Consider the following 18360-nt stretch of genomic DNA (forward strand, 5'->3'; position numbering starts at 1 on the left):
GGAGACTCACCGTGAAAATCGCAGCCATCCAGTTCACCCCGTCGGTCGAGCCGAGCGAGAACTTTCAGGCGATGCGAGCGCGCGCGGCTGAGGCGGCCGCCGATGGGGCCAGAGTGATCGTGTTCCCAGAGCAGGCGATGGTGCTTTTGCAGTCGGTGACAGTCGACGGGCTGACAGGTATTGCTGCGAAGTGGTGGGATGCGTTTGCGGCACTGACTGCAGAGCTTGCCGTCGAGCACCGTGTCGTCGTGATCTCGGCGGGGTTTGAACCCTCGCCCGACGGTCTCCCGTTCAACACTGTGCTCGCCGTCGGGCCTGATGGATCAGAGCTCGCCCGCTACCGTAAGCTCCACCTCTACGAGGCGTTTGCGCAGAGCGAGTTCGCGCACACCCAACCTGGCGATGAGCTCCCGCCAGTATTCAACGTGGAGGCGGACGGTGAGAGCCTGAACCTCGGCCTCGCGAACTGCTACGACCTCCGTTTCCCCGAGCTCTTCCGCTCGCTCGTGGATCGGGGAGCGGACACGCTCGTTGTCGTCGCGGCGTGGGCATCGGGGCCTGGGAAGGAAGACCACTGGTCGATCCTGACTCGCGCACGCGCGCTTGAAAGTGTGAGCTGGCTCGTCGCGAGCGCGGCCGTCGGCGGGGGGCCGCGCGACGCGGCGACGACGGGTCTCAGCAGGATCGTTGACCCGCTCGGTGCCGTCGTCGCCGGCCTCGGCCCGCGCGGCGAGGGGATCGCGATCGCCGACGTCGACCCGGCAGCGGTCGCTCGGGCGCGCGGCGTGCTCCCAGCTCTCGAGAACCGACGCATCGGGCTCACCTACGAACTCGGGTGAGTTATCCCCAGCCTGGGTAACGCCCACGCAAATGTCGGTGCCCGGCGGTAGCATTGGTGTCGTGGTAGCAGCACTGTATCGGCGGTATCGGCCAGAGTCATTCTCGGAAATGATTGGGCAGTCTCAAGTGACCGATCCGCTCATGACTGCGTTGCGCACAGGCAGGGCCGGGCACGCGTACCTGTTCAGCGGCCCACGCGGCTGCGGCAAGACCACAAGCGCCCGAATCCTTGCACGGTGCCTCAACTGTGTTGAGGGGCCAACCGACACTCCGTGCGGCACCTGCCCGAGCTGCGTCGAGCTGAGCCGCGCCGGTGGCGGCTCGCTTGACGTTGTCGAGATTGACGCTGCGAGCCACGGTGGTGTCGATGACGCCCGCGACCTGCGTGAGCGGGCAGTGTTCGCCCCCGCTCGCGACCGTTTCAAGATCTTCATTATTGATGAGGCGCACATGGTCACAGCTGGCGGCTTCAACGCCCTGCTGAAGATCGTGGAAGAACCGCCGCCTCACGTGAAGTTCATCTTCGCGACGACCGAGCCAGAGAAGGTCATCGGCACCATCCGCTCCCGCACCCACCACTACCCGTTCCGCCTGATCCCGCCTGCCGCTCTGATCGATTATGTGCAGCAGCTGTGCGACAGCGAGGGCGTCGTAGTCGAACCAGGCGTGCTTCCGCTCGTCGTGCGCTCGGGTGGTGGGTCGGCGCGTGACACGCTCTCAATCCTCGACCAGCTCATTGCCGGTTCAGAGGGCAACAGTGTCTCAGCCGAACGTGCTGCCGGGCTGCTTGGCTTTACCCACACGGAACTGCTCGACGACGTTGTCGTGGCGCTTGGGTCTGGCGATCCTGCAGCCGCATTCACCGCGACTGATCGGGTGATCCAGACGGGGCAAGATCCTCGGAGGTTCGTTGAGGACCTGCTCGAACGGCTCCGCGACCTCATCATCGTCAACGCGACGTCAATCGACGGCGCTGCCGCAGTACTCCGAGGGGTCCCGCAAGACCAGCTCGACCGCATGTTCGAGCAGGCACGTGCGTTTGGGGCCCGCGAGCTCTCCCGCACGGCCGACACCGTGAGCGAGGCGCTCGATCAAATGACAGGTGCGACGCCGCCGAGGCTGCACCTCGAACTCATGATCGCGCGCGCGCTCGTTGAGCTGTCTGGGAGTGCAGCGCACGACATGCAGGCCCTCGTGCCTGGGCTCGGCATGCTGCAGTCGCCTCAGGGGGCGACGGCGGCTGAGGCCCCCGGTGGGGTTCCGTACCAGAGCGCTGTTCCCGGTGCCCAGCCTCCCCGTGCAGGCGGCCCGATGCCTGTTCAGGCCGCTGCGCCGCACCCGGTGTCGCAGGCTCCAGCCGGGCAGGGCGCCCCGAAGCAGATGCCGCCCGCCCCAGACCACAACCCAGGAGCCCCGGCGCCCGCAGCGCCGAAGCCCGAACGCGTGGCAAACGCGGCGGAGACTGCCGCGTCGATTCGCGAGTTCCTCCGCAATGAGGACGCGGGGCCGGCCACACCCCCGGTGCAGAGCCAGCGCACGGATGGCGAGCGTGACACGCACCCGAACGAGGGCGCGGCCGGGTTTGGCCGCCCAATTTCAGACGTGTTGAGCGCAGCGCAGATTGCGTCGATCGGTACAGAGCCGACGACTCCCGCTCCGGCTGCTCCCGCTCCGGCTGCTCAGGCCCAGGCCGCCCCTGCAGGGCAGCCCGCTGGTGCGCAGCACCCCGCGAAACAGTCTGTGCCCGGCGGGCCGCAGCCGTCAGAGACGCCCGCCCCTGGAGCAACTCCCTCACCCGCAGCCGCCGCAGGGCCAGAGGGCACCGCCGCAGAACAGAGCGAGGAGCTCGCCGGGTTTGAAGACCTCCGCGAGATGTGGCCCGACCTGCTCGAGGAGCTACTCGAATCAAACCGGGAGGCCTGGAACGCGGTTCGCGCGATTGAGCCGCTCGGCCTCGAAGACGACCTACTGATCGTTGGGGTGGCGAGCCGTTCTGACCTCGACGCGTTCAAGACAACGGGTGCAGGGCCGCTCCGCGAGACGATCCTCGAAGCGACAGGCATTCGCGTTCGCTACGCCCCCCGTCAGGTGACCGCCGCCCGTGAGTCGCAGGAGCAGTCACAGCCGTCGGTCGGCACCGCCGACTCAGAGGAGCCTCATCGAGGGTCTCCCAAAGCCTCCACACCACCGGTCGACGACCTGGCGGAACGGGCTGCAGCGCGACTCAGTTCACTCGGCCCGAAGCTCGCGGCGCCAGCATGGGCAGACCCCATTCCCGAGCCCGTCACACCCAGCGACCCCGCACCTGTCGGGCAGCCTGCCGCACACGAAACGCCGCAACAGCCGAGCCCGGATGCAGTGGGGGAGCCGCCGGCGTCCCAGTCGTCTGCACCCCAGCAGCCTGCACCCCAGCAGCCCGCGCCTCAGCAGTCCGCGCCTCAGCAGCCTGCGCCTCAGGCGGCAATGCAGGCTGAACATCCTCCTGCCGCAACAAGCAGCTCCGGGGCCGGAACGCGCGACGACGACGGGTACGACGACAACTCCCCGTACGGCGATGGACCGAGCTACAGCGACGACGAGTACGGCTACCCAGAGGGCGACCCATACGCGAGTGCAGCATCAGCATCACGGCCCGCGCCCGCGCCACAGGCCCAGGCCGCTGCACCGGTCCCGCAGGCCCGGTCGGCAGTGCAGAAGGTGGCACCCGCTCCGGAGTACCCGGCAGCACAGCAGGCCGCGGCAACCCGGCCGGCCGAGTCCGCTAGCGCGGCGGTCCCTGCGACGCAGGCGAGCGCTGCGGCTCCGATGAGCCCCACCCCGATAGCTGCACCGCAGCCGGCAGAGTCATCGGCTGACGCCGGCGGGTCCGCGGCAGGAGGAGCAAAGGTAGCGCCGAAGTTCACCCGCTACGGCGAAGCAGTCGTGCGTGAGGTGCTTGGCGCCGTGTTCGTTGAGGAGCGACCGCTCCCAGAGCCCAGGAGGTAGTCGATGTACGACGGAATCGTGCAAGACCTGATCGACGAGTTTGGCAGGCTCCCTGGCATCGGGCCGAAGTCGGCCCAGCGCATTGCATTTCACATCCTGCAGACGCAAAGCTTCGACGTGTCCAAGCTCGCCGAGCTGTTGACTGAGGTGCGCGAGCGCGTCCGCTTCTGCGAGGTCTGCGGCAACATTACTGAGCAGACTCGCTGCAGCATCTGCTCTGATGCGAGGCGCGACCACACCCTCATCTGCGTTGTCGAGGAGCCCAAAGACGTCGTCGCCATCGAGCGCACCCGTCAGTTCCGCGGCCTCTACCACGTACTTGGAGGGGCCATCAGCCCGATCGACGGCATCGGCCCTGACGATCTCAGCATCCCAGCGCTTATGCGCAGACTCGGGGAAGCGACGGGAGAGGACAGGATCCGCGAGGTGATCATCGCGACCGACCCGAACCTCGAGGGTGAGGCAACGGCGGCCTACCTCTCCCGCCTGCTCACAAGTATCGACGTGCCTGTCTCGCGCCTCGCATCGGGGCTCCCCGTCGGCGGAGATCTCGAATTCGCTGACGAGGTGACGCTCGGCCGAGCCTTTGAGGGCCGTCGCGTCGTCGAGTAACGCGACGTAACGCCAGCGCCACGCGAAGCCGGGGAATACGCCTCGCGCTAGACTAGAAGCTGGCCCAGAACCAAGGAGGACCCTCGTGGCATTGATCGTGCAGAAATTCGGGGGGTCGTCTGTCGCGGACGCAGAGAGCATTAAGCGCGTCGCGAAGCGCATCGTCGAGACTCGTCGCACGGGCAACGAGGTCGTTGTCGTCGTGAGCGCGATGGGTGACACCACCGACGAGCTTCTCGATCTTGCCGCTGACTGCACGCCGATCCCTGCACCCCGCGAGCTTGACATGTTGCTCACCTCGGGTGAGCGCATCTCAATGGCGTTGCTGGCGATGACGATCAAGGGAATGGGTGTTGAAGCCCTGTCGTTCACCGGCAGCCAGGCCGGCATGATCACGACGCCCGACCACGGTTCGGCGAAGATCGTCGACGTCACCCCGGGCCGCGTGCGCGAGGCGCTTGACGAGGGCGCCGTCGCAATTGTTGCAGGCTTCCAGGGCTTCAGCCGTGACTCGCGAGACATCACGACGCTCGGACGCGGCGGCTCAGACACGACCGCTGTCGCGCTCGCGGCCGCACTCAACGCAGATCGGTGTGAGATCTACACTGACGTCGACGGCGTCTTCACGACCGACCCTCGCGTCGCCCCGCTCGCTCGGAAGATCGACGCGATCTCGTCCGAAGAAATGCTTGAGCTTGCCGCGTCGGGCGCGAAGGTGCTGCACCTTCGCGCCGTCGAATACGCGCGCCGCCACGGAGTCGAGCTGCATGTGCGCTCATCGTTCTCCGGCGAACCAGGAACTGTTGTGTACACGCCCAAAACTGGGCACCCGAAGGGAGATCTTGTGGAAGACTCGGTCATCACTGGCGTCGCAGCCGAGGCAAGCGAAGCGAAGATTACTGTCGGCGGAGTACCAGACATTCCAGGGAAGGCCGCGCAGATCTTCGAGGTCGTCGCGAAGACCGACGCCAACATCGACATCATCGTGCAGAATATCTCCGCCGTAGACACGAACCGCACCGACATCTCGTTCACGGTTCCGATGGGCGAGGGCCGCAAGGTGACTGAGGCGCTCGAGGCTGCGCGCGACGATCTCGGATTCGAGACCCTGCTGTATGACGACCAGATCGCGAAGATCGCAGTCGTCGGTGCGGGAATGCGCACGAGCTCGGGAGTCTCAGCGCAGCTCTTCCGAGCTCTGTATGAGGCAGGCATCAACATCGAGATGATCTCGACATCTGAGATCCGAATCTCGGTCGTGACCCGCGCCGACCTCATGGAAAAGGCTGTGCGCGTGCTCCACACTGCGTTCGGCCTCGACGCTGAAGAGACAGCAACGGTCTACGCAGGCACTGGCCGGTAGCGCTGCCGCGGCTAGCAAACACACATACTTGAAGCACTCAGACAGGATCCATTCACATGACTGAACAGCAGGGTTTTGCCGTCGCCATCGTTGGCGCCACGGGGCAGGTCGGCGCTGTGATTCGTACGCTCCTTCAGGAGCGTGACTTCCCCGTCGCCTCACTGCGCCTCTTCTCGAGCGCGCGATCAGCTGGGAGCACGTTAAGCTTCCGGGGCGCCGACATCACTGTTGAAGATGTAGCGACAGCCGACAAGGCCGGGCTCGACATCGTGCTCTTCTCGGCAGGCGGCGCCGCTTCCAAGGAATACGCACCGCAGTTCGCCGAGGCCGGCGCGATCGTCATCGACAACTCGAGTGCCTGGCGCATGGATCCTGCGATCCCGCTCGTCGTGAGTGAGGTCAACCCAGCCGACCTTGACGCGACAGTCGCGGCTCGCAAGGGAATCGTTGCGAACCCGAACTGCACCACGATGGCCGCGATGCCTGTGATGAAGGTGCTCGACGCCGAGGCAGGCCTCGAGCGGATGAAGGTGACGACGTTCCAGGCAGTGTCGGGCTCGGGCCTCGCCGGTGTTGCAGAACTCGCGGGTCAGGTCACGGCCGCGGTGGAGACCGGCAACATCGAAGGACTCGTGCACGACGGCAAGGCTGTCGACTTTGTCGAACCGGCCGTCTACACGAAGACGATTGCGTTCGATGTGATCCCGCTCGCTGGCTCGATCGTTGAAGACGGCGAGGGCGAGACCGACGAAGAGAAGAAGCTGCGCAACGAGAGCCGGAAGATTCTCGGTCTGCCAGATCTGCTCGTCGCGGGGACCTGCGTGCGTGTTCCCGTGTTCACCGGACACTCACTGGCGATCCACGCAGAGTTCGCGAACCCCATCACCCCTGAGCGGGCCCGCGAAGTTCTCAGCTCAGCCCCCGGCGTCGCGCTCAGCGACGTCCCCACACCGCTCGAAGCGGCAGGAAACGACCCCAGCTACGTTGGTCGAATCCGCGCCGACCAGTCCGCCCCCGAGGGCCGCGGGCTCGTTTTCTTCGTCTCCAACGACAACCTGCGCAAGGGCGCTGCACTCAACACTGTGCAGCTCGCCGAGGTCGTCGCAGCCAAGCTCACCGACTAACACACGGAACGGACAGGATCTCCCCGATGATCATCAACACACACTTCGGGGAGATTCCCCAGTCGTACCTTTTCAGCGAGGTCGCCGAGCGCGTGCGGCGCTTCGAACAGCAGCACCCTGACGCGCGGGTCTTGCGGCTCGGTATCGGCGACGTGACCAGGCCGCTCGCGCCCGCGGTCATCGCGGCGCTGCACGCGGCCGTCGATGAGCAGGCAACCGCCGAAGGGTTCCAAGGATATGGCCCAGAGGCAGGCTACGAGTTTCTCCGGGAAGCGATCGCGGAGGGGGAGTACGCGGCAATCGGTGTAGGCGTCGCTGCCGACGAGATCTTCATTGGAGACGGCTCGAAGTCTGACTCCGCGAACATCCAAGAACTCTTCTCTGAGGCCGCACGCGTCGCAGTGACCGACCCCGTGTACCCGGTGTACGTCGATTCGAACGCGATGGCGGGCAGGCTTGGCTCGTTCAACGGCGAACGCTGGACGGGTCTCACCTACCTGCCGTGTGACGACACGAACGAGTACCGGCCGCCGCTCCCGTCCGAACCAGTTGAACTCATCTACCTGTGCTCGCCCGGAAACCCGACAGGCACGACGATGAGCCGAGGTGAGCTCGAGGAGTGGGTGCAGTACGCGCGGCGAACTGGCGCGGTGATTCTTTTTGACGTGGCCTATCGCGCGTTCATCACTGGCGACGACGTCCCACGGTCGATCTACGAGATCGAGGGCGCAGACGAGGTCGCAATCGAGCTGGGCTCGTTCTCAAAGACCGCTGGCTTCACAGGCCTGAGGTGCTCGTGGACAGTGGTGCCGAAGAAGCTCATGCGAGACGGCGCCTCACTGAACGCGATGTGGCTGCGCAGGCAGTCGACGAAGTTCAACGGCACCCCGTACATCGTGCAGCGGGCCGCCGAGGCCGTCTACAGCGCAGACGGGCGTGAACAGGTTCAGGCAGACGTCGACTACTACCTGCAGAACGCGCGCCTCATCCGCGCGACACTCGAGAACGCCGGCGTGAGCGCGGTCGGTGGCGAGCACTCGCCCTACGTCTGGTTCAGGTGCCCTGGGGGAATGGACTCGTGGGCGTTCTTCGATGCACTGCTCGAGCGGGCGCAGATCGTGGGTACTCCGGGGGTCGGATTCGGCCCGACGGGTGCGGGCCACTTCAGGCTGAGCGCATTCAACACGGCAGAGGCCACCCGGGAGGCCGCTGAGCGGCTCTCAAAGCTGCTTCCGACGCTCGTATAGGGGCGGGCCCCGCTGGGCTCTCCTTTGGGGGCTCTGGGGCTTGCTTGGGGCTTTCTGAGGATCCCCTGGGGCTTCCCGTGGGGATCCTTTGGGGGTGCCTAGGACCTCCTACGCCAGGTCCAACACGCTAGAACTGTGATCTGCAGTTCGAATGTCCTCCGCCTCGCGGAGCAGGCATATCTTCTGCAGATCACAGTTCGTGTGTCTGAGGGCAGCGCTCTCGGCCGGGCGGCAGCCAGCACCTGCAGCCCTCGGCACGGAGATCAGGCCGTGGGCGACGTTAGCGTGATGAGACTTGCCTCGGGCCGGCAGGCGAATCGGACTGGCGCATAGATCGAGTTCCCGAGGCCCGCACTCACGTTGAGGTATGCGGCGCGGTGCGCGTCGTACCAGACGCTCAAACCGCGAGCCTGGTTCGTCGGGAGGTCGCTGTTCGAGGTGAGCGCGCCCACGCCAGGCACGCGAACCTGTCCGCCGTGCGTGTGACCCGCGAGTATCAGGTCGGCTCCCTCGTCGAGCAGCTCGCCGAGCGCCGATTGGTAGGGGGCGTGAACGACGCCGATCCGTGGGGCTGAGGGGTCGGGATCGGTGATCTCTGCTGATGCGATCGCCGCGCGCATCGCGTCGCCGTCGTCGAGTTTGATGTGTGGATCGTTGAGGCCGAAGAAGTGAAGTTTCGTGCCACGCACTTCGAGCGAGGTCGCCGAGTTGTTCAGGTCGGTGAACCCGAGGGCAGTCATCCCCGCGGTGAGCTGAGCGTTGTCAATGTCCTGCTCGCGTGTAGCAAGCCTGCTCGGTTCGCGAAGATACTTCAGTGGATTTTTGAGCCTCGGCCCGTAGTAGTCGTTCGAACCGTGCACAAACACTGTCGAAATTCCGGAGAACGCTTTGAGCGTATGCAGCAGTGACGGCCGCGCGCCGACGTGCCCCATGAGGTCGCCAGTGAGCACGACGAGGTCGGGCTTCAGCTCGGTGAGGGAGCGCACCCAGTTCATCTTGTTCGTCTGCCAGGGCGCGAGGTGGAGGTCTGACAGCTGCAGCACTCGAATCGGTGCCGCGCCCTCGGGCAAGATCGGAATGTCGTGCCTGCGGATCGTGAAGAGCCGGCGCTCGACAACGGTTGACCAGAGCAGCACTCCCGCTGCGGTCCATCCAAGGACCGCAGCGGGAGAGCAACAGCGTGAGCTACGTGCCATATGAGGTTACGAGCACTTCACGCTGAGCGTCACGCGGGAGTTCAGTGCGACTTCCTCGCCAGCTGCAGGGGAGACCGACTCAACCTTGTCCTTGCCCCCATCGACCTTGCCGCCACCCGTGCAGCTCGTGGTCACCGAGGTGAAGCCCGCAGACTTGAGCGCGCTCTCAGCTTCCTTCGCTGTCATGCCGCCGAGGCCACCCGGAACCTTCGCGGCGTTGCCGCGCGAACGGTAGAGGGTGATCTCGGTACCGAGGCCAGTTGCTGCGCCTGCGCCGGGATCGGTCCGGGCGATCATGCCCTTCGGAACTGACGAGTCGACCTCGCCGCCATCGCGGTACGAGAAGCGGGCGTTCTCAAGAATGCCTGCGGCCTCGTCGAACGACTTGCCTGTCACGTCGGGTACGTTGACCATGGTCTGGCGCAGTGCCGTCGCTGCCGGGTCGCCGAAGCCTTCGCCGCCGAACTTCTCGTCAGCGACGTACATTACTGCAGGCCAGATGCGGCTGTCAGCCGCGGTGAGACCCTGGTATCCGCCGAAGTTGCGGGTATCGACGCGCGAGCAGTCGGGCTGCCCGAGGCACTGCGGGTTCGGGCCGACGTTGCCGACCCAGGTGGCAGTCGAAACCTTGCTTGAGGCGCCGACGGTCCAGTTGTCGATGTACTCATCTGTGGTGCCCGTCTTCGCGAGGTGCGGGATGCCGAACTGCGAGCGCGCGTGGCCAGCGATGCCGTTGTTGATCGTGTACTCGAGGGCGTACGCGACGCCGGCTGCGACCTCGGGGGAGAGCGCCTCAGAGCACTCGCTCTTCTTGAACGGCACTGCCTCGCCGGTTGGCCCCGTGATCGAGTCGATGGCGACCGGGGTGCACACCTTGCCCTTGCCTGCGAAGGCCCCGAAGGCGGTCGACATGGTGAGCGGCGACATCTCGTCGGTGCCGCCGAACGTGTTCGACGGGTTCATCGTGAGCTCGAGAGTGCCATTGTTCGGGAAATCGGGGTGCGTCGCGGGAGACGCGCGGTGGAGGCCGAGCTTCTTCGCGAGCGCGAACGTGTCGCAGAGGTCCATCTGCTGCTGCATCGAGACGAAGCCACCGTTAAGTGACTGGGCGACCGCGGTCAGTACCGACTGGTTGCCGCGCACTCCGAGGTTGTCGTTCTTGAACTCCCACGAGCCGTAGTCATAAACGCCACCGTCCATGCAGCTCGCACCGAAGCTCTGCAGCTGCACGGTACGGCCGTTCACGTTCACCACGTCGCGCACCGAATGGCCCGAGCGAATCCACTCTGCGAGCGTGATCGCTTTGAACGTCGATCCGACCTGGAAGCCCGAGGAGCCACCGTCGCTCTGGTCCGTGCTGTAGTTGATGGCCGTGTAGCCCTGGCTCATCAGCGCTTCATCGTTGCTGTAGGGCCGGTTTTGCGCCATCGCGAGCACGCGGCCGGTGCCGACCTCGGTGCTGACCGTTGCACCACCGACGTCGATGCCCTCCATCGTCTTCGGCACCTCGGCGCGAACCGCGTCGGTCGCTGCCTTCTGCAGGTCGAGATCGATCGTCGTGTAGATGTCGTAGCCACCGCGGCGCATGTTGAAGTCGCGCGTCTCGGCATCGGGGCCGAAGCTTTCGTCCTTCTTCATCTGGTTCTGCACGAAGTCGCAGAAGTGGCCGAGGCCGTACGTCGACTCGGCAGCGGCGCAACCCTGCACGCGCGGGGTGATCTTCGGCTCGACGGGAGTAGCGATCGCCTCGTCACGCTGCGCCTCGGTGATCTTGCCGTGCTTGTACATCTGATTCAGGATCAGGTCGCGGCGGGTCTTGTTCGCCTCGATGTTCTCCTCGATATCGAGCTGGTACGCGGTCGGCTGGTTCACAATCGCGATGAGGCTCGCGGCCTGCGGGAGCGTGAGGTCTTTTGCCGTGGTGTTGTAGAAGTAGTGCGCGGCAGACTCGATGCCGTACACCTGGCGACCGAACAGTGCGATGTTCATGTAGCCGGTAAGGATCTCGTCCTTCGTGAACTTCTTCTCGACGCCGATCGCGAGCTTCATCTCCTTGAGCTTGCGATCCATGGTCTGCTGCATGGCGTCTTCGTACGCCTTCTTCTGCTCCTCGGGGTCAGGCACCGCCGTCGACTCCTGCACGAGCACGTTGCGCACGTACTGCATGGTGATCGTCGAGGCACCGGACATGTTGCCGCCAGCGGCGTTCTGCAGCACGGCACGCGACGCTGCAAGCGCGTCGACTCCGCCGTGGGTGTAGAAGCGCGGATCCTCAATGGCGACGAGGGCGTCCTTGGCGTATGGGGAAATATCGTCCCAGCCGACCGGGATGCGATCCTGCTCGTAGAACTCGGCGATCTTGACGTTCTTGTCGCCCTGCTTCGCATACAGGGTGCTCGGCTCGGCGAGCTGTCCTGGCTTGAGGTTGCTGGGAAGGTTCTCGAAAATGCTCACTGCGGACGTCGCGGCAGCACCCGAGAGGGCGACTACCGGGGTGACTGCAGCGGTGACAAGAATGCCTGCAATAGCGCTCATTGCTACTGCGCCGAGGATTCCGCCGACGACGCCACCAACCGAACGAGGTTTGGCTGTGGGCACGCGCGAAGACTTTGGGGCCTTTGGGGTCATAGACTCAAGGGTAGGCGAAAAAGCTGGTAATCAGCGCCGCTCGCGCCCAATCCAGGCGTTTTCACCCGCTAATTCCAAGGAGGAGTTTCACGTGAGTGATGCCCCAGAAGCACCGAAATGGGAGTACTTCGTGACTCCGCTGTTGCTGCACAACGAAGCCCAGATCCTCAATAACTGGGGAGCACAGGGCTGGGAACTCGTGCAGATCATCGAGGGCCCTGCAGGTGGGAACGTCGCATATCTCAAGAGGAAGGCCTGATATGTCATCAGTTATCGAAGAGCGCATCAACGAGCTCGGATTTGAAATTCCTGAAATCGTCCCGGCGGTCGCGGCGTACGTCCCCGCCGTCCGCGACGGCGACTACGTGTACACGTCGGGCCAGCTTCCCATTGCGAACGGCTCGCTCGTCGCGACAGGCAAGGTCGGCGAAGGGGAGGGGCTCGTGAGCCCTGAGCAGGCTCAGGAGCTCGCGCAGCTGTGCGCGCTGAACGCTCTCGCTGCGGTCCGCGGTGTGCTCGGCTCGCTGGACAAGGTCGAGCAGGTCGTGAAGGTAACGGCGTTCGTCGCGTCAGAGCCGAACTTCACCGGCCAGCCGATCGTCGCAAACGGCGCATCGGTGTTCCTCGGCAAGGTCTTTGCTGACCAGGGAATCCACGCACGCTCGGCGGTTGGCGTCGCAGTACTGCCGCTTGATGCACCCGTCGAGGTGGAGTTCATCTTCCGCGTTCGCGACTAAGCGCCTTCGCGGCGTCTCGCGATACGCGATGGGGGCGGCGGATCCGATTTGGATCCGCCGCCCCCGTTTCGTCGTGGCGCGTTACTTCGCGCCGCGCTCTGCAACCACGCGGTCAGAGATGAGCTGCATCACCATCGTGTCTGCAAGGGTGGTGGTGTCGCCGATCTTCCGTCCCTCGGCCGCGTCTTTGAGTAGCCGGCGCATGATCTTGCCCGAGCGAGTCTTCGGCAGCTCGTTCACGACATAGACGTTCCGCGGGCGAGCGATCGCGCCGATGTGCGACGCGACATGCGAGCGGAGCTCTTGCTCAGCTTCTGCCTCGGTGATGAGATGCTGCTGCGACTTCAAGATCACGAATGCGACAACCGCCTGGCCAGTCGTCTCGTCATCGGCACCGACGACTGCCGCCTCGGCGACCGCGTGATGGCCAACGAGTGCCGACTCGATTTCTGTCGTGGACAGTCGGTGGCCAGAGACGTTCATGACGTCGTCGACGCGTCCGAGGAACCAGATGTCCCCATCCTCATCTAGGCGTGCGCCGTCGCCAGCGAAGTACTTGTCGCCGAACTTGTCCCAGTAGGTGTCGATGAATCGCTGCGGATCGCCCCAGACGTTTCGCACCATCGACGGCCATGGCCGTTCGACGACGAGCAGGCCGCCCTGGCCATTCTCCACGGGGTTGCCCTCGTCGTCGACGACGGCGATCGAGATGCCTGGCTGAGCGATCTGCGAGCTGCCGGGCTTGAGCGAGGTGAGTCCGGGAAGCGGCGCGACCATCATGGCGCCGGTCTCTGTCTGCCACCACGTGTCGACGATTGGCGTCTTGCCGGCGCCGATCACGTCGCGGTACCAGCGCCACGCCTCGGGGTTGATCGGCTCGCCGACGCTGCCAAGCAGCCGGAGGCTTGAAAGGTCATACTGCTCGGGTACTTGGCGTCCGACCTTCATGCACGAGCGAATTGCGGTGGGCGCGGTGTAGAAGATTGACACCTTGTACTTCTCGATGATCCGCCACCAGCGGCCCCAGTCTGGGGTGTCGGGCGTGCCTTCGTACATCACCTGCGTTGCGCCATTGGAGAGCGGGCCGTACACGATGTAGGAGTGGCCTGTCACCCAGCCAACGTCTGCAGTGCACCAGAAGACGTCGCTCTCTGGCTTGATATCGAAGACGTCGCTGAAAGTCGTGGTCGCCTGAGTGAGGTAGCCGCCCGTGGTGTGCAGGATGCCCTTCGGCTTGCCTGTCGTGCCTGAGGTGTAGAGGATGAAGAGCGGGTTCTCTGCGGGGAAACCCTGCGCCGTGTGGTCGCCGTCGTACGCGGTAATCTCTTCGTGCCACCAGAGGTCTCGGCCGTCGACCATGTTGACCTCGTTGCCACCCCGGTTGACTACGAGCACGTGCTTCACGGTGGTCGGCTTGCCGTCTGCGTCGTCGAGCTCGAGGGCCTGATCAACGACGGGCTTGAGCGGTGACACTCGTCCCTTCCGGTACCCACCGTCAGCGGTAATAACTACCTCTGCCTCAACGTCATCAATGCGCGCCCGGAGGCTCTCGGCGCTGAACCCGCCGAAGACGACCGAGTGAGCCGCACCGAGTCGAACCACTGCCAGCATTGCGATGACTGTCTCTGGAATCATCGGCATGTAGATCGCGACGCGGTCGCCTGCGGTGACCCCGAGGCTCGCGAGCATATTGGCTGCGCGCTTGACCTCGTGGGTGAGCTCGGCGTAGGTGAGCGTGCGGGTGTCGCCTGGTTCGCCCTCAAAGTGGATCGCGACGCGGTCACCGAGGCCGTTTGCTACATGCCTGTCGAGGCAGTTCTCTGCAACGTTGAGCTCGCCGTCTGCGAACCACCGGGCGAACGGTGGGTTTGTCCAGTCGAGAACCTCGGTGAACGGCTTCTTCCAGGCGAGTCGATTCTGCGCCTGCTCAGCCCAGTATGCTTCTGGATCGGCTGCGGCGCGAAGGTAGATCTCTGAAGAGTTCTGGTTTGCTTGCTCGCGGAATTCCGGCGAAGGCGGGTAGCTCTCACCGGCGTCGTGGGCGAGGGCAGAAAGACTTTCAATAGTGCCGTGATCGTCGCTCATGGCTACCCTTTCAATCAGGAAACATCATTGTCTCGCTCAATGGTAGACCCGGCGGCTTCGTCCCCAGGCCCCCCGAAAGAGGGGAGCGGCATCGGCTCTCCACAGTTCGGCTCGGCGTCTTGCGTGACGAGATTCCAGCGGGTTCGCTGTGACGCATGAACCCGGGAGCGTCTCGCAGTGACTCACCCAGGTCGGCCGCGCTCGGAATTGACGCCCGGCGATCGTTTGGGGGCTTGATCCCGCTCATCGACGATCCTGACGTGCGCGACATTATGTTGCACGCGGTCGCGGGAAAGGGTGAGTTATGGGTGGACAGGGGACGGGGTGCGGAGATTGTGGAAGGCTGGGAATCCCCAGCTGCCGAGCTCCGAAAGCTCGCGGTGGCGCTCATCGCCGCTGGCGGTAGGCACCTTGACGAGCTCAACCCCATCGCGGATGTGCGCCTTGGGGACGCGATACGTGTGCACGCGGTGCTTGCTCCCGTGGCGGTGGCGGGCACAGCAATCTCGATTCGATTGCCCGCGCAACGTGCGCAAAGCCTCGATGACCTTGTCAGGTCAGGGAGCTGTTCACACAGGGTCGCGCGGCTGCTGACTGAAAGCGTTGTCGGCCGACGAAACCTCCTTGTCACTGGCGGGGCAGGGAGCGGAAAGACGACCTTGTTGTCAGCTTTGCTTTCGCTTGTCCCAGGGCATCAGAGGCTCCTGACGATTGAAGATGTGGCGGAGCTTCGCCCGGACCACCGGCACCACATTGCATTGGAGTCGCGCCAGCCGAACATTGAGGGCGCCGGCGAGGTGAGCCTTGACCGACTACTGCGGGAGGCGCTCAGGATGCGCCCCGACCGGATCGTGCTCGGAGAGTGTCGGGGCGCTGAGATTGCGACATTGCTCGCGGCACTCAATACCGGGCATGAGGGTGGCGCAGGGACGCTTCACGCGAATGGAATCGAGGATGTGCCGGCGAGGCTTGAAGCGCTTGGAACGCTTGCCGGGCTGAGCCCCGAGATGCTCGCCCGCCAAGCGACTGTGCTTGATCTCATCGTGCACGTGAGCCGCGAGGGCGGTGTGCATCGTGTCTCCCAGCTCGGCAGGTTGCGGGTTGGAAGTAGGGGCACGTTGGAGGTGGCAACCCGTGCGGCCGAGGCGTACTAGGCTCGGCGCGCAGGGCGGGGACAGTCGCCTCGCGAGCCGGATCCGAGGCCGTGTGAATCGCGTGCTGTCCCGCGCGAGCACAGATGTTGTCGCCGCCGAGGGTGCTGGCTCGGCCGTTGTCGCAGGCCGCTGTGCTGCGCTGCTCCGGGGAGGGATGTCGCCTTCGCAAGTCGTGCGGTCAATCGCCGATGAGTTCTCCAGCGAACCGATCCAGGAGATTGCGGAATCGGTGCGTGGTGGCGCCAGCATCGGTTCGGCATTTGCCGGGGTTGATGGGCCTGACTGGCGGGTGCTTGGAGCTGCCTGGCAGCTCGCAGAGACGAGCGGCGCCCCGTTTGCGCCCGCGCTCGAGCGGATCGCTGCTGCGTTGCAGAGCATCTCAGACGGGGCTCGAAAACGTTCGGTGCTGCTTGCAGGACCGAAGATGACTGCCACGCTCGTCATGTGGCTCCCACTTGCCTCCGTGGCTGTGAGCTTCATACTCGGGTTCAACCCAGTTCCGGTGTTCTTCTCCCCGGTGGGAGCGCTACTGCTCAGTATCGGGGTGCTCCTCCAGGTCGTCGGCGCGAAATGGACGGCAAGGCTGACCGCACAGGTAGAACGGCAAGACCGAGTCGCTGGGCTTGAATGCGAGCTCGCTTGGGTCGCCCTTGCAGGCGGGGCCCCGCCGAGGCTCGCGCTCAGGCGGGTGGCCGATGCGGTGTCAGAAGCGCGCGCCGAATGGGTGCAGTTGGACAGCCTTCGGGCGGGCGAGCCGCTCGCTCACGCCCTGGCTGTTGCGACCGCCGCCGGTGTGCCAGCCTCCGGACTCTTGCTTGAAGTCGCGAGCGACGAGCGTGCGAAGACGCAGGCCGCATTGGAACGCGAGGCCGAAAAGCTCGGGGTTCGCATTCTGTTGCCCCTCGCCGCGTGTGTGTTGCCCGCATTCATCGCGGTAGGAGTCGTGCCAATTGTTGTTGCGCTCGTTGGTGACCTGTTTCCGTCGTGACCCCGCGCAGGCGAGACACCCGCTCAGTCATCTCAGACTGCGGCGCTGAGCGGCGCGTTGCGTTGTGTGAGGGGCCGCGCGTTCTCAGCAAGGCTCCGTCGTCGTCCACACCCCGCCTTGCAGGCGTCCGAGGCGGCAATCTCTACACATGATTGCCCTGCGCCCGCCGCAACGATGCCCCCACGCTCACCATGGAACTACCACCGCGGAAGTCGCAGGCGGCAATTCGTCGCACGGCCCCGCAACTGAGAAGGAGGCAAGGATGACTACGACAGCAAGAGAAGGAGTTGTGCGGGCAGAAGCGCGCGCGAATGACGCGCGAACCGAACGCGAGGTGCTCCACGATTTGGGGTTTCCGGTCCAGGCCGTGCATACGGCGAGCGAGGCGGATCGCGATCAGCGGACCAGACTCGAGGGCTCGGAGCCCGCCCCACTCAACGGATCGGAAGAGGGAGCTTCACGGACAAGCAATAACCGTGGGCGCCGTATCGGCTGGACTCGCCGTGGTGCTTCACTTCGCGTCAGGTTTCGCGCTGACGAGCGTGGTGCGGTCACTGCCGAATATGCGCTTGTCATCATGGCGGCGGTCGCGTTCGCGGGATTGCTGATTGTCATTATGCGCTCAGAGGAGATCCGTGGCGCGCTGCTTGGGCTCGTGCAGAACGCGCTCGGCAGCGCAGGCTAGCTGGGTGAGACGCTGATGGTGCACACGTTTATTGCAGACCGTCGTGGCTCTGTGACCGCTGAGTTCGCGGTTGGTCTGCCAGCAGTTCTGCTCGTGCTTGGTCTCGTGATCGGCACTGTCCAACTGTCGGCTGAACGTGTTGCACTGACAGCGCTCGCGGGCGACCTTGCCCGACTGCAGGCGCGCGGAGACATGGGTGTGGCGCAGGCGCGTCTCGACGAGCACGGAGGTTCCCCGAGCGTCAACAGGACTGTGGAAAGCGGGGTGCTGTGCATTGTGGTGACGTCTCGGCAACGGACGGGGCTGCTGTCGCCACTCTCGGTGAGCGGGAGAGGATGCGCTGCGCTCTCAGACAGGGCGGCGAGTGCGGGGTCGACATGAGCGTGCCGGTTGCTGCCGCAATTGCCGCAGGCTCGGTCGTGCTCGCACTCCCGATACTCGCGGCCTCGCAGTTGCTTGTCGCTGGGGTGCAGGCGTCCAACGCCGCTGACGCGGCAGCCCTTGCCGCCGCTGATGCGGTCGTGGGACTCGTGTACGGCGGAACGAGTGAGGAGCCGTGCGAACTCGCACACCGAATCGCCGCGGAGAACCGTGCGGAGCTCGGCGAGTGTGCGGTTGGGCCGGGTGTTGCCGAGGTGCGGGTGACAGTGAGGTCACGGGTCGGGCTATTCGCGGTCGAACGGCATGCCAGGGCTGGCCCGCCGGAGTGAACGAAC

At 64.9% G+C, this 18360-nt stretch carries 16 protein-coding genes; 13 read left to right on the forward strand and 3 right to left on the reverse strand.

Going from position 1 to position 18360, the window contains the following annotated elements:
- The first annotated feature begins 11 nt into the window (after window positions 1–11).
- The 6 genes from ACF07D_RS13200 to ACF07D_RS13225 all read left to right on the forward strand — a co-directional run bounded on the left by ACF07D_RS13200 (window position 12) and on the right by ACF07D_RS13225 (window position 8171).
- A complete protein-coding gene (locus ACF07D_RS13200) occupies window positions 12–839 on the forward strand; it encodes a nitrilase-related carbon-nitrogen hydrolase (protein WP_391505205.1) in 828 nt (275 codons plus the stop codon).
- A 61-nt stretch (window positions 840–900) separates the two neighbouring features.
- Window positions 901–3825, forward strand: a complete 2925-nt coding sequence (locus tag ACF07D_RS13205; protein ID WP_391505206.1) for a DNA polymerase III subunit gamma and tau — start codon at window positions 901–903, stop codon at window positions 3823–3825.
- Window positions 3826–3828: 3 nt separating this feature from the next.
- Window positions 3829–4437: a recombination mediator RecR gene (recR, locus tag ACF07D_RS13210; protein WP_391505207.1), complete on the forward strand. Its 609-nt coding sequence runs from the start codon at window positions 3829–3831 to the stop codon at window positions 4435–4437.
- A gap of 85 nt (window positions 4438–4522) precedes the next feature.
- On the forward strand, window positions 4523–5800 hold the full coding sequence (locus ACF07D_RS13215) for an aspartate kinase (RefSeq protein WP_391505208.1): 1278 nt from the start codon (window positions 4523–4525) through the stop codon (window positions 5798–5800).
- 56 nt (window positions 5801–5856) lie between these two features.
- Window positions 5857–6924 (forward strand): aspartate-semialdehyde dehydrogenase, encoded by a 1068-nt coding sequence (locus tag ACF07D_RS13220; protein ID WP_255808969.1) that lies wholly within the window; start codon window positions 5857–5859, stop codon window positions 6922–6924.
- A gap of 26 nt (window positions 6925–6950) precedes the next feature.
- A complete protein-coding gene (locus ACF07D_RS13225) occupies window positions 6951–8171 on the forward strand; it encodes an LL-diaminopimelate aminotransferase (protein WP_391505209.1) in 1221 nt (406 codons plus the stop codon).
- Between the two features lie 263 nt (window positions 8172–8434).
- On the opposite strand, the gene ACF07D_RS13230 is transcribed toward ACF07D_RS13225, so the two are convergent.
- Window positions 8435–9367: a metallophosphoesterase gene (locus ACF07D_RS13230; RefSeq protein WP_391505210.1), complete on the reverse strand. Its 933-nt coding sequence runs from the start codon at window positions 9365–9367 to the stop codon at window positions 8435–8437.
- A 6-nt stretch (window positions 9368–9373) separates the two neighbouring features.
- Window positions 9374–11995 carry a transglycosylase domain-containing protein gene (locus ACF07D_RS13235; protein ID WP_391505211.1) on the reverse strand — a complete coding sequence of 874 codons (2622 nt, stop codon included), beginning with the start codon at window positions 11993–11995 and terminating at the stop codon, window positions 9374–9376.
- 91 nt (window positions 11996–12086) lie between these two features.
- Here ACF07D_RS13235 and ACF07D_RS13240 point away from each other — a divergent pair, with 91 nt between their 5' ends.
- On the forward strand, window positions 12087–12254 hold the full coding sequence (locus ACF07D_RS13240; protein WP_119281866.1) for a DUF4177 domain-containing protein: 168 nt from the start codon (window positions 12087–12089) through the stop codon (window positions 12252–12254).
- A gap of 1 nt (window position 12255) precedes the next feature.
- Window positions 12256–12732: a RidA family protein gene (locus tag ACF07D_RS13245; RefSeq protein WP_119281605.1), complete on the forward strand. Its 477-nt coding sequence runs from the start codon at window positions 12256–12258 to the stop codon at window positions 12730–12732.
- An 81-nt stretch (window positions 12733–12813) separates the two neighbouring features.
- Here the strand turns inward: ACF07D_RS13245 and acs are convergent, their stop codons facing one another.
- A complete protein-coding gene (gene acs, locus ACF07D_RS13250; protein WP_119281359.1) occupies window positions 12814–14817 on the reverse strand; it encodes an acetate--CoA ligase in 2004 nt (667 codons plus the stop codon).
- 155 nt (window positions 14818–14972) lie between these two features.
- On the opposite strand from acs, the gene ACF07D_RS13255 reads away from it, so the two are divergent.
- The 5 genes from ACF07D_RS13255 to ACF07D_RS13275 all read left to right on the forward strand — a co-directional run bounded on the left by ACF07D_RS13255 (window position 14973) and on the right by ACF07D_RS13275 (window position 18354).
- Complete coding sequence (locus tag ACF07D_RS13255) at window positions 14973–15971, forward strand: CpaF family protein (protein ID WP_391505212.1); 999 nt, start codon at window positions 14973–14975, stop codon at window positions 15969–15971.
- Window positions 15972–16023: 52 nt separating this feature from the next.
- A complete protein-coding gene (locus ACF07D_RS13260) occupies window positions 16024–16959 on the forward strand; it encodes a type II secretion system F family protein (RefSeq protein ID WP_391505213.1) in 936 nt (311 codons plus the stop codon).
- 487 nt (window positions 16960–17446) lie between these two features.
- Window positions 17447–17644, forward strand: coding sequence for a DUF4244 domain-containing protein (locus tag ACF07D_RS13265; RefSeq protein WP_391505262.1), 198 nt, complete (start codon window positions 17447–17449; stop codon window positions 17642–17644).
- A 15-nt stretch (window positions 17645–17659) separates the two neighbouring features.
- Window positions 17660–18025 (forward strand): TadE/TadG family type IV pilus assembly protein, encoded by a 366-nt coding sequence (locus tag ACF07D_RS13270; protein WP_391505214.1) that lies wholly within the window; start codon window positions 17660–17662, stop codon window positions 18023–18025.
- Complete coding sequence (locus ACF07D_RS13275) at window positions 18022–18354, forward strand: Rv3654c family TadE-like protein (RefSeq protein ID WP_391505215.1); 333 nt, start codon at window positions 18022–18024, stop codon at window positions 18352–18354. The genes ACF07D_RS13270 and ACF07D_RS13275 overlap by 4 nt, the downstream gene beginning before the upstream one ends.
- Window positions 18355–18360: the final 6 nt, after the last annotated feature.

The sequence above is a fragment of the Leucobacter sp. NPDC015123 genome (assembly GCF_043080205.1).
Classification (GTDB): Bacteria; Actinomycetota; Actinomycetes; order Actinomycetales; family Microbacteriaceae; genus Leucobacter; species Leucobacter aridicollis_A.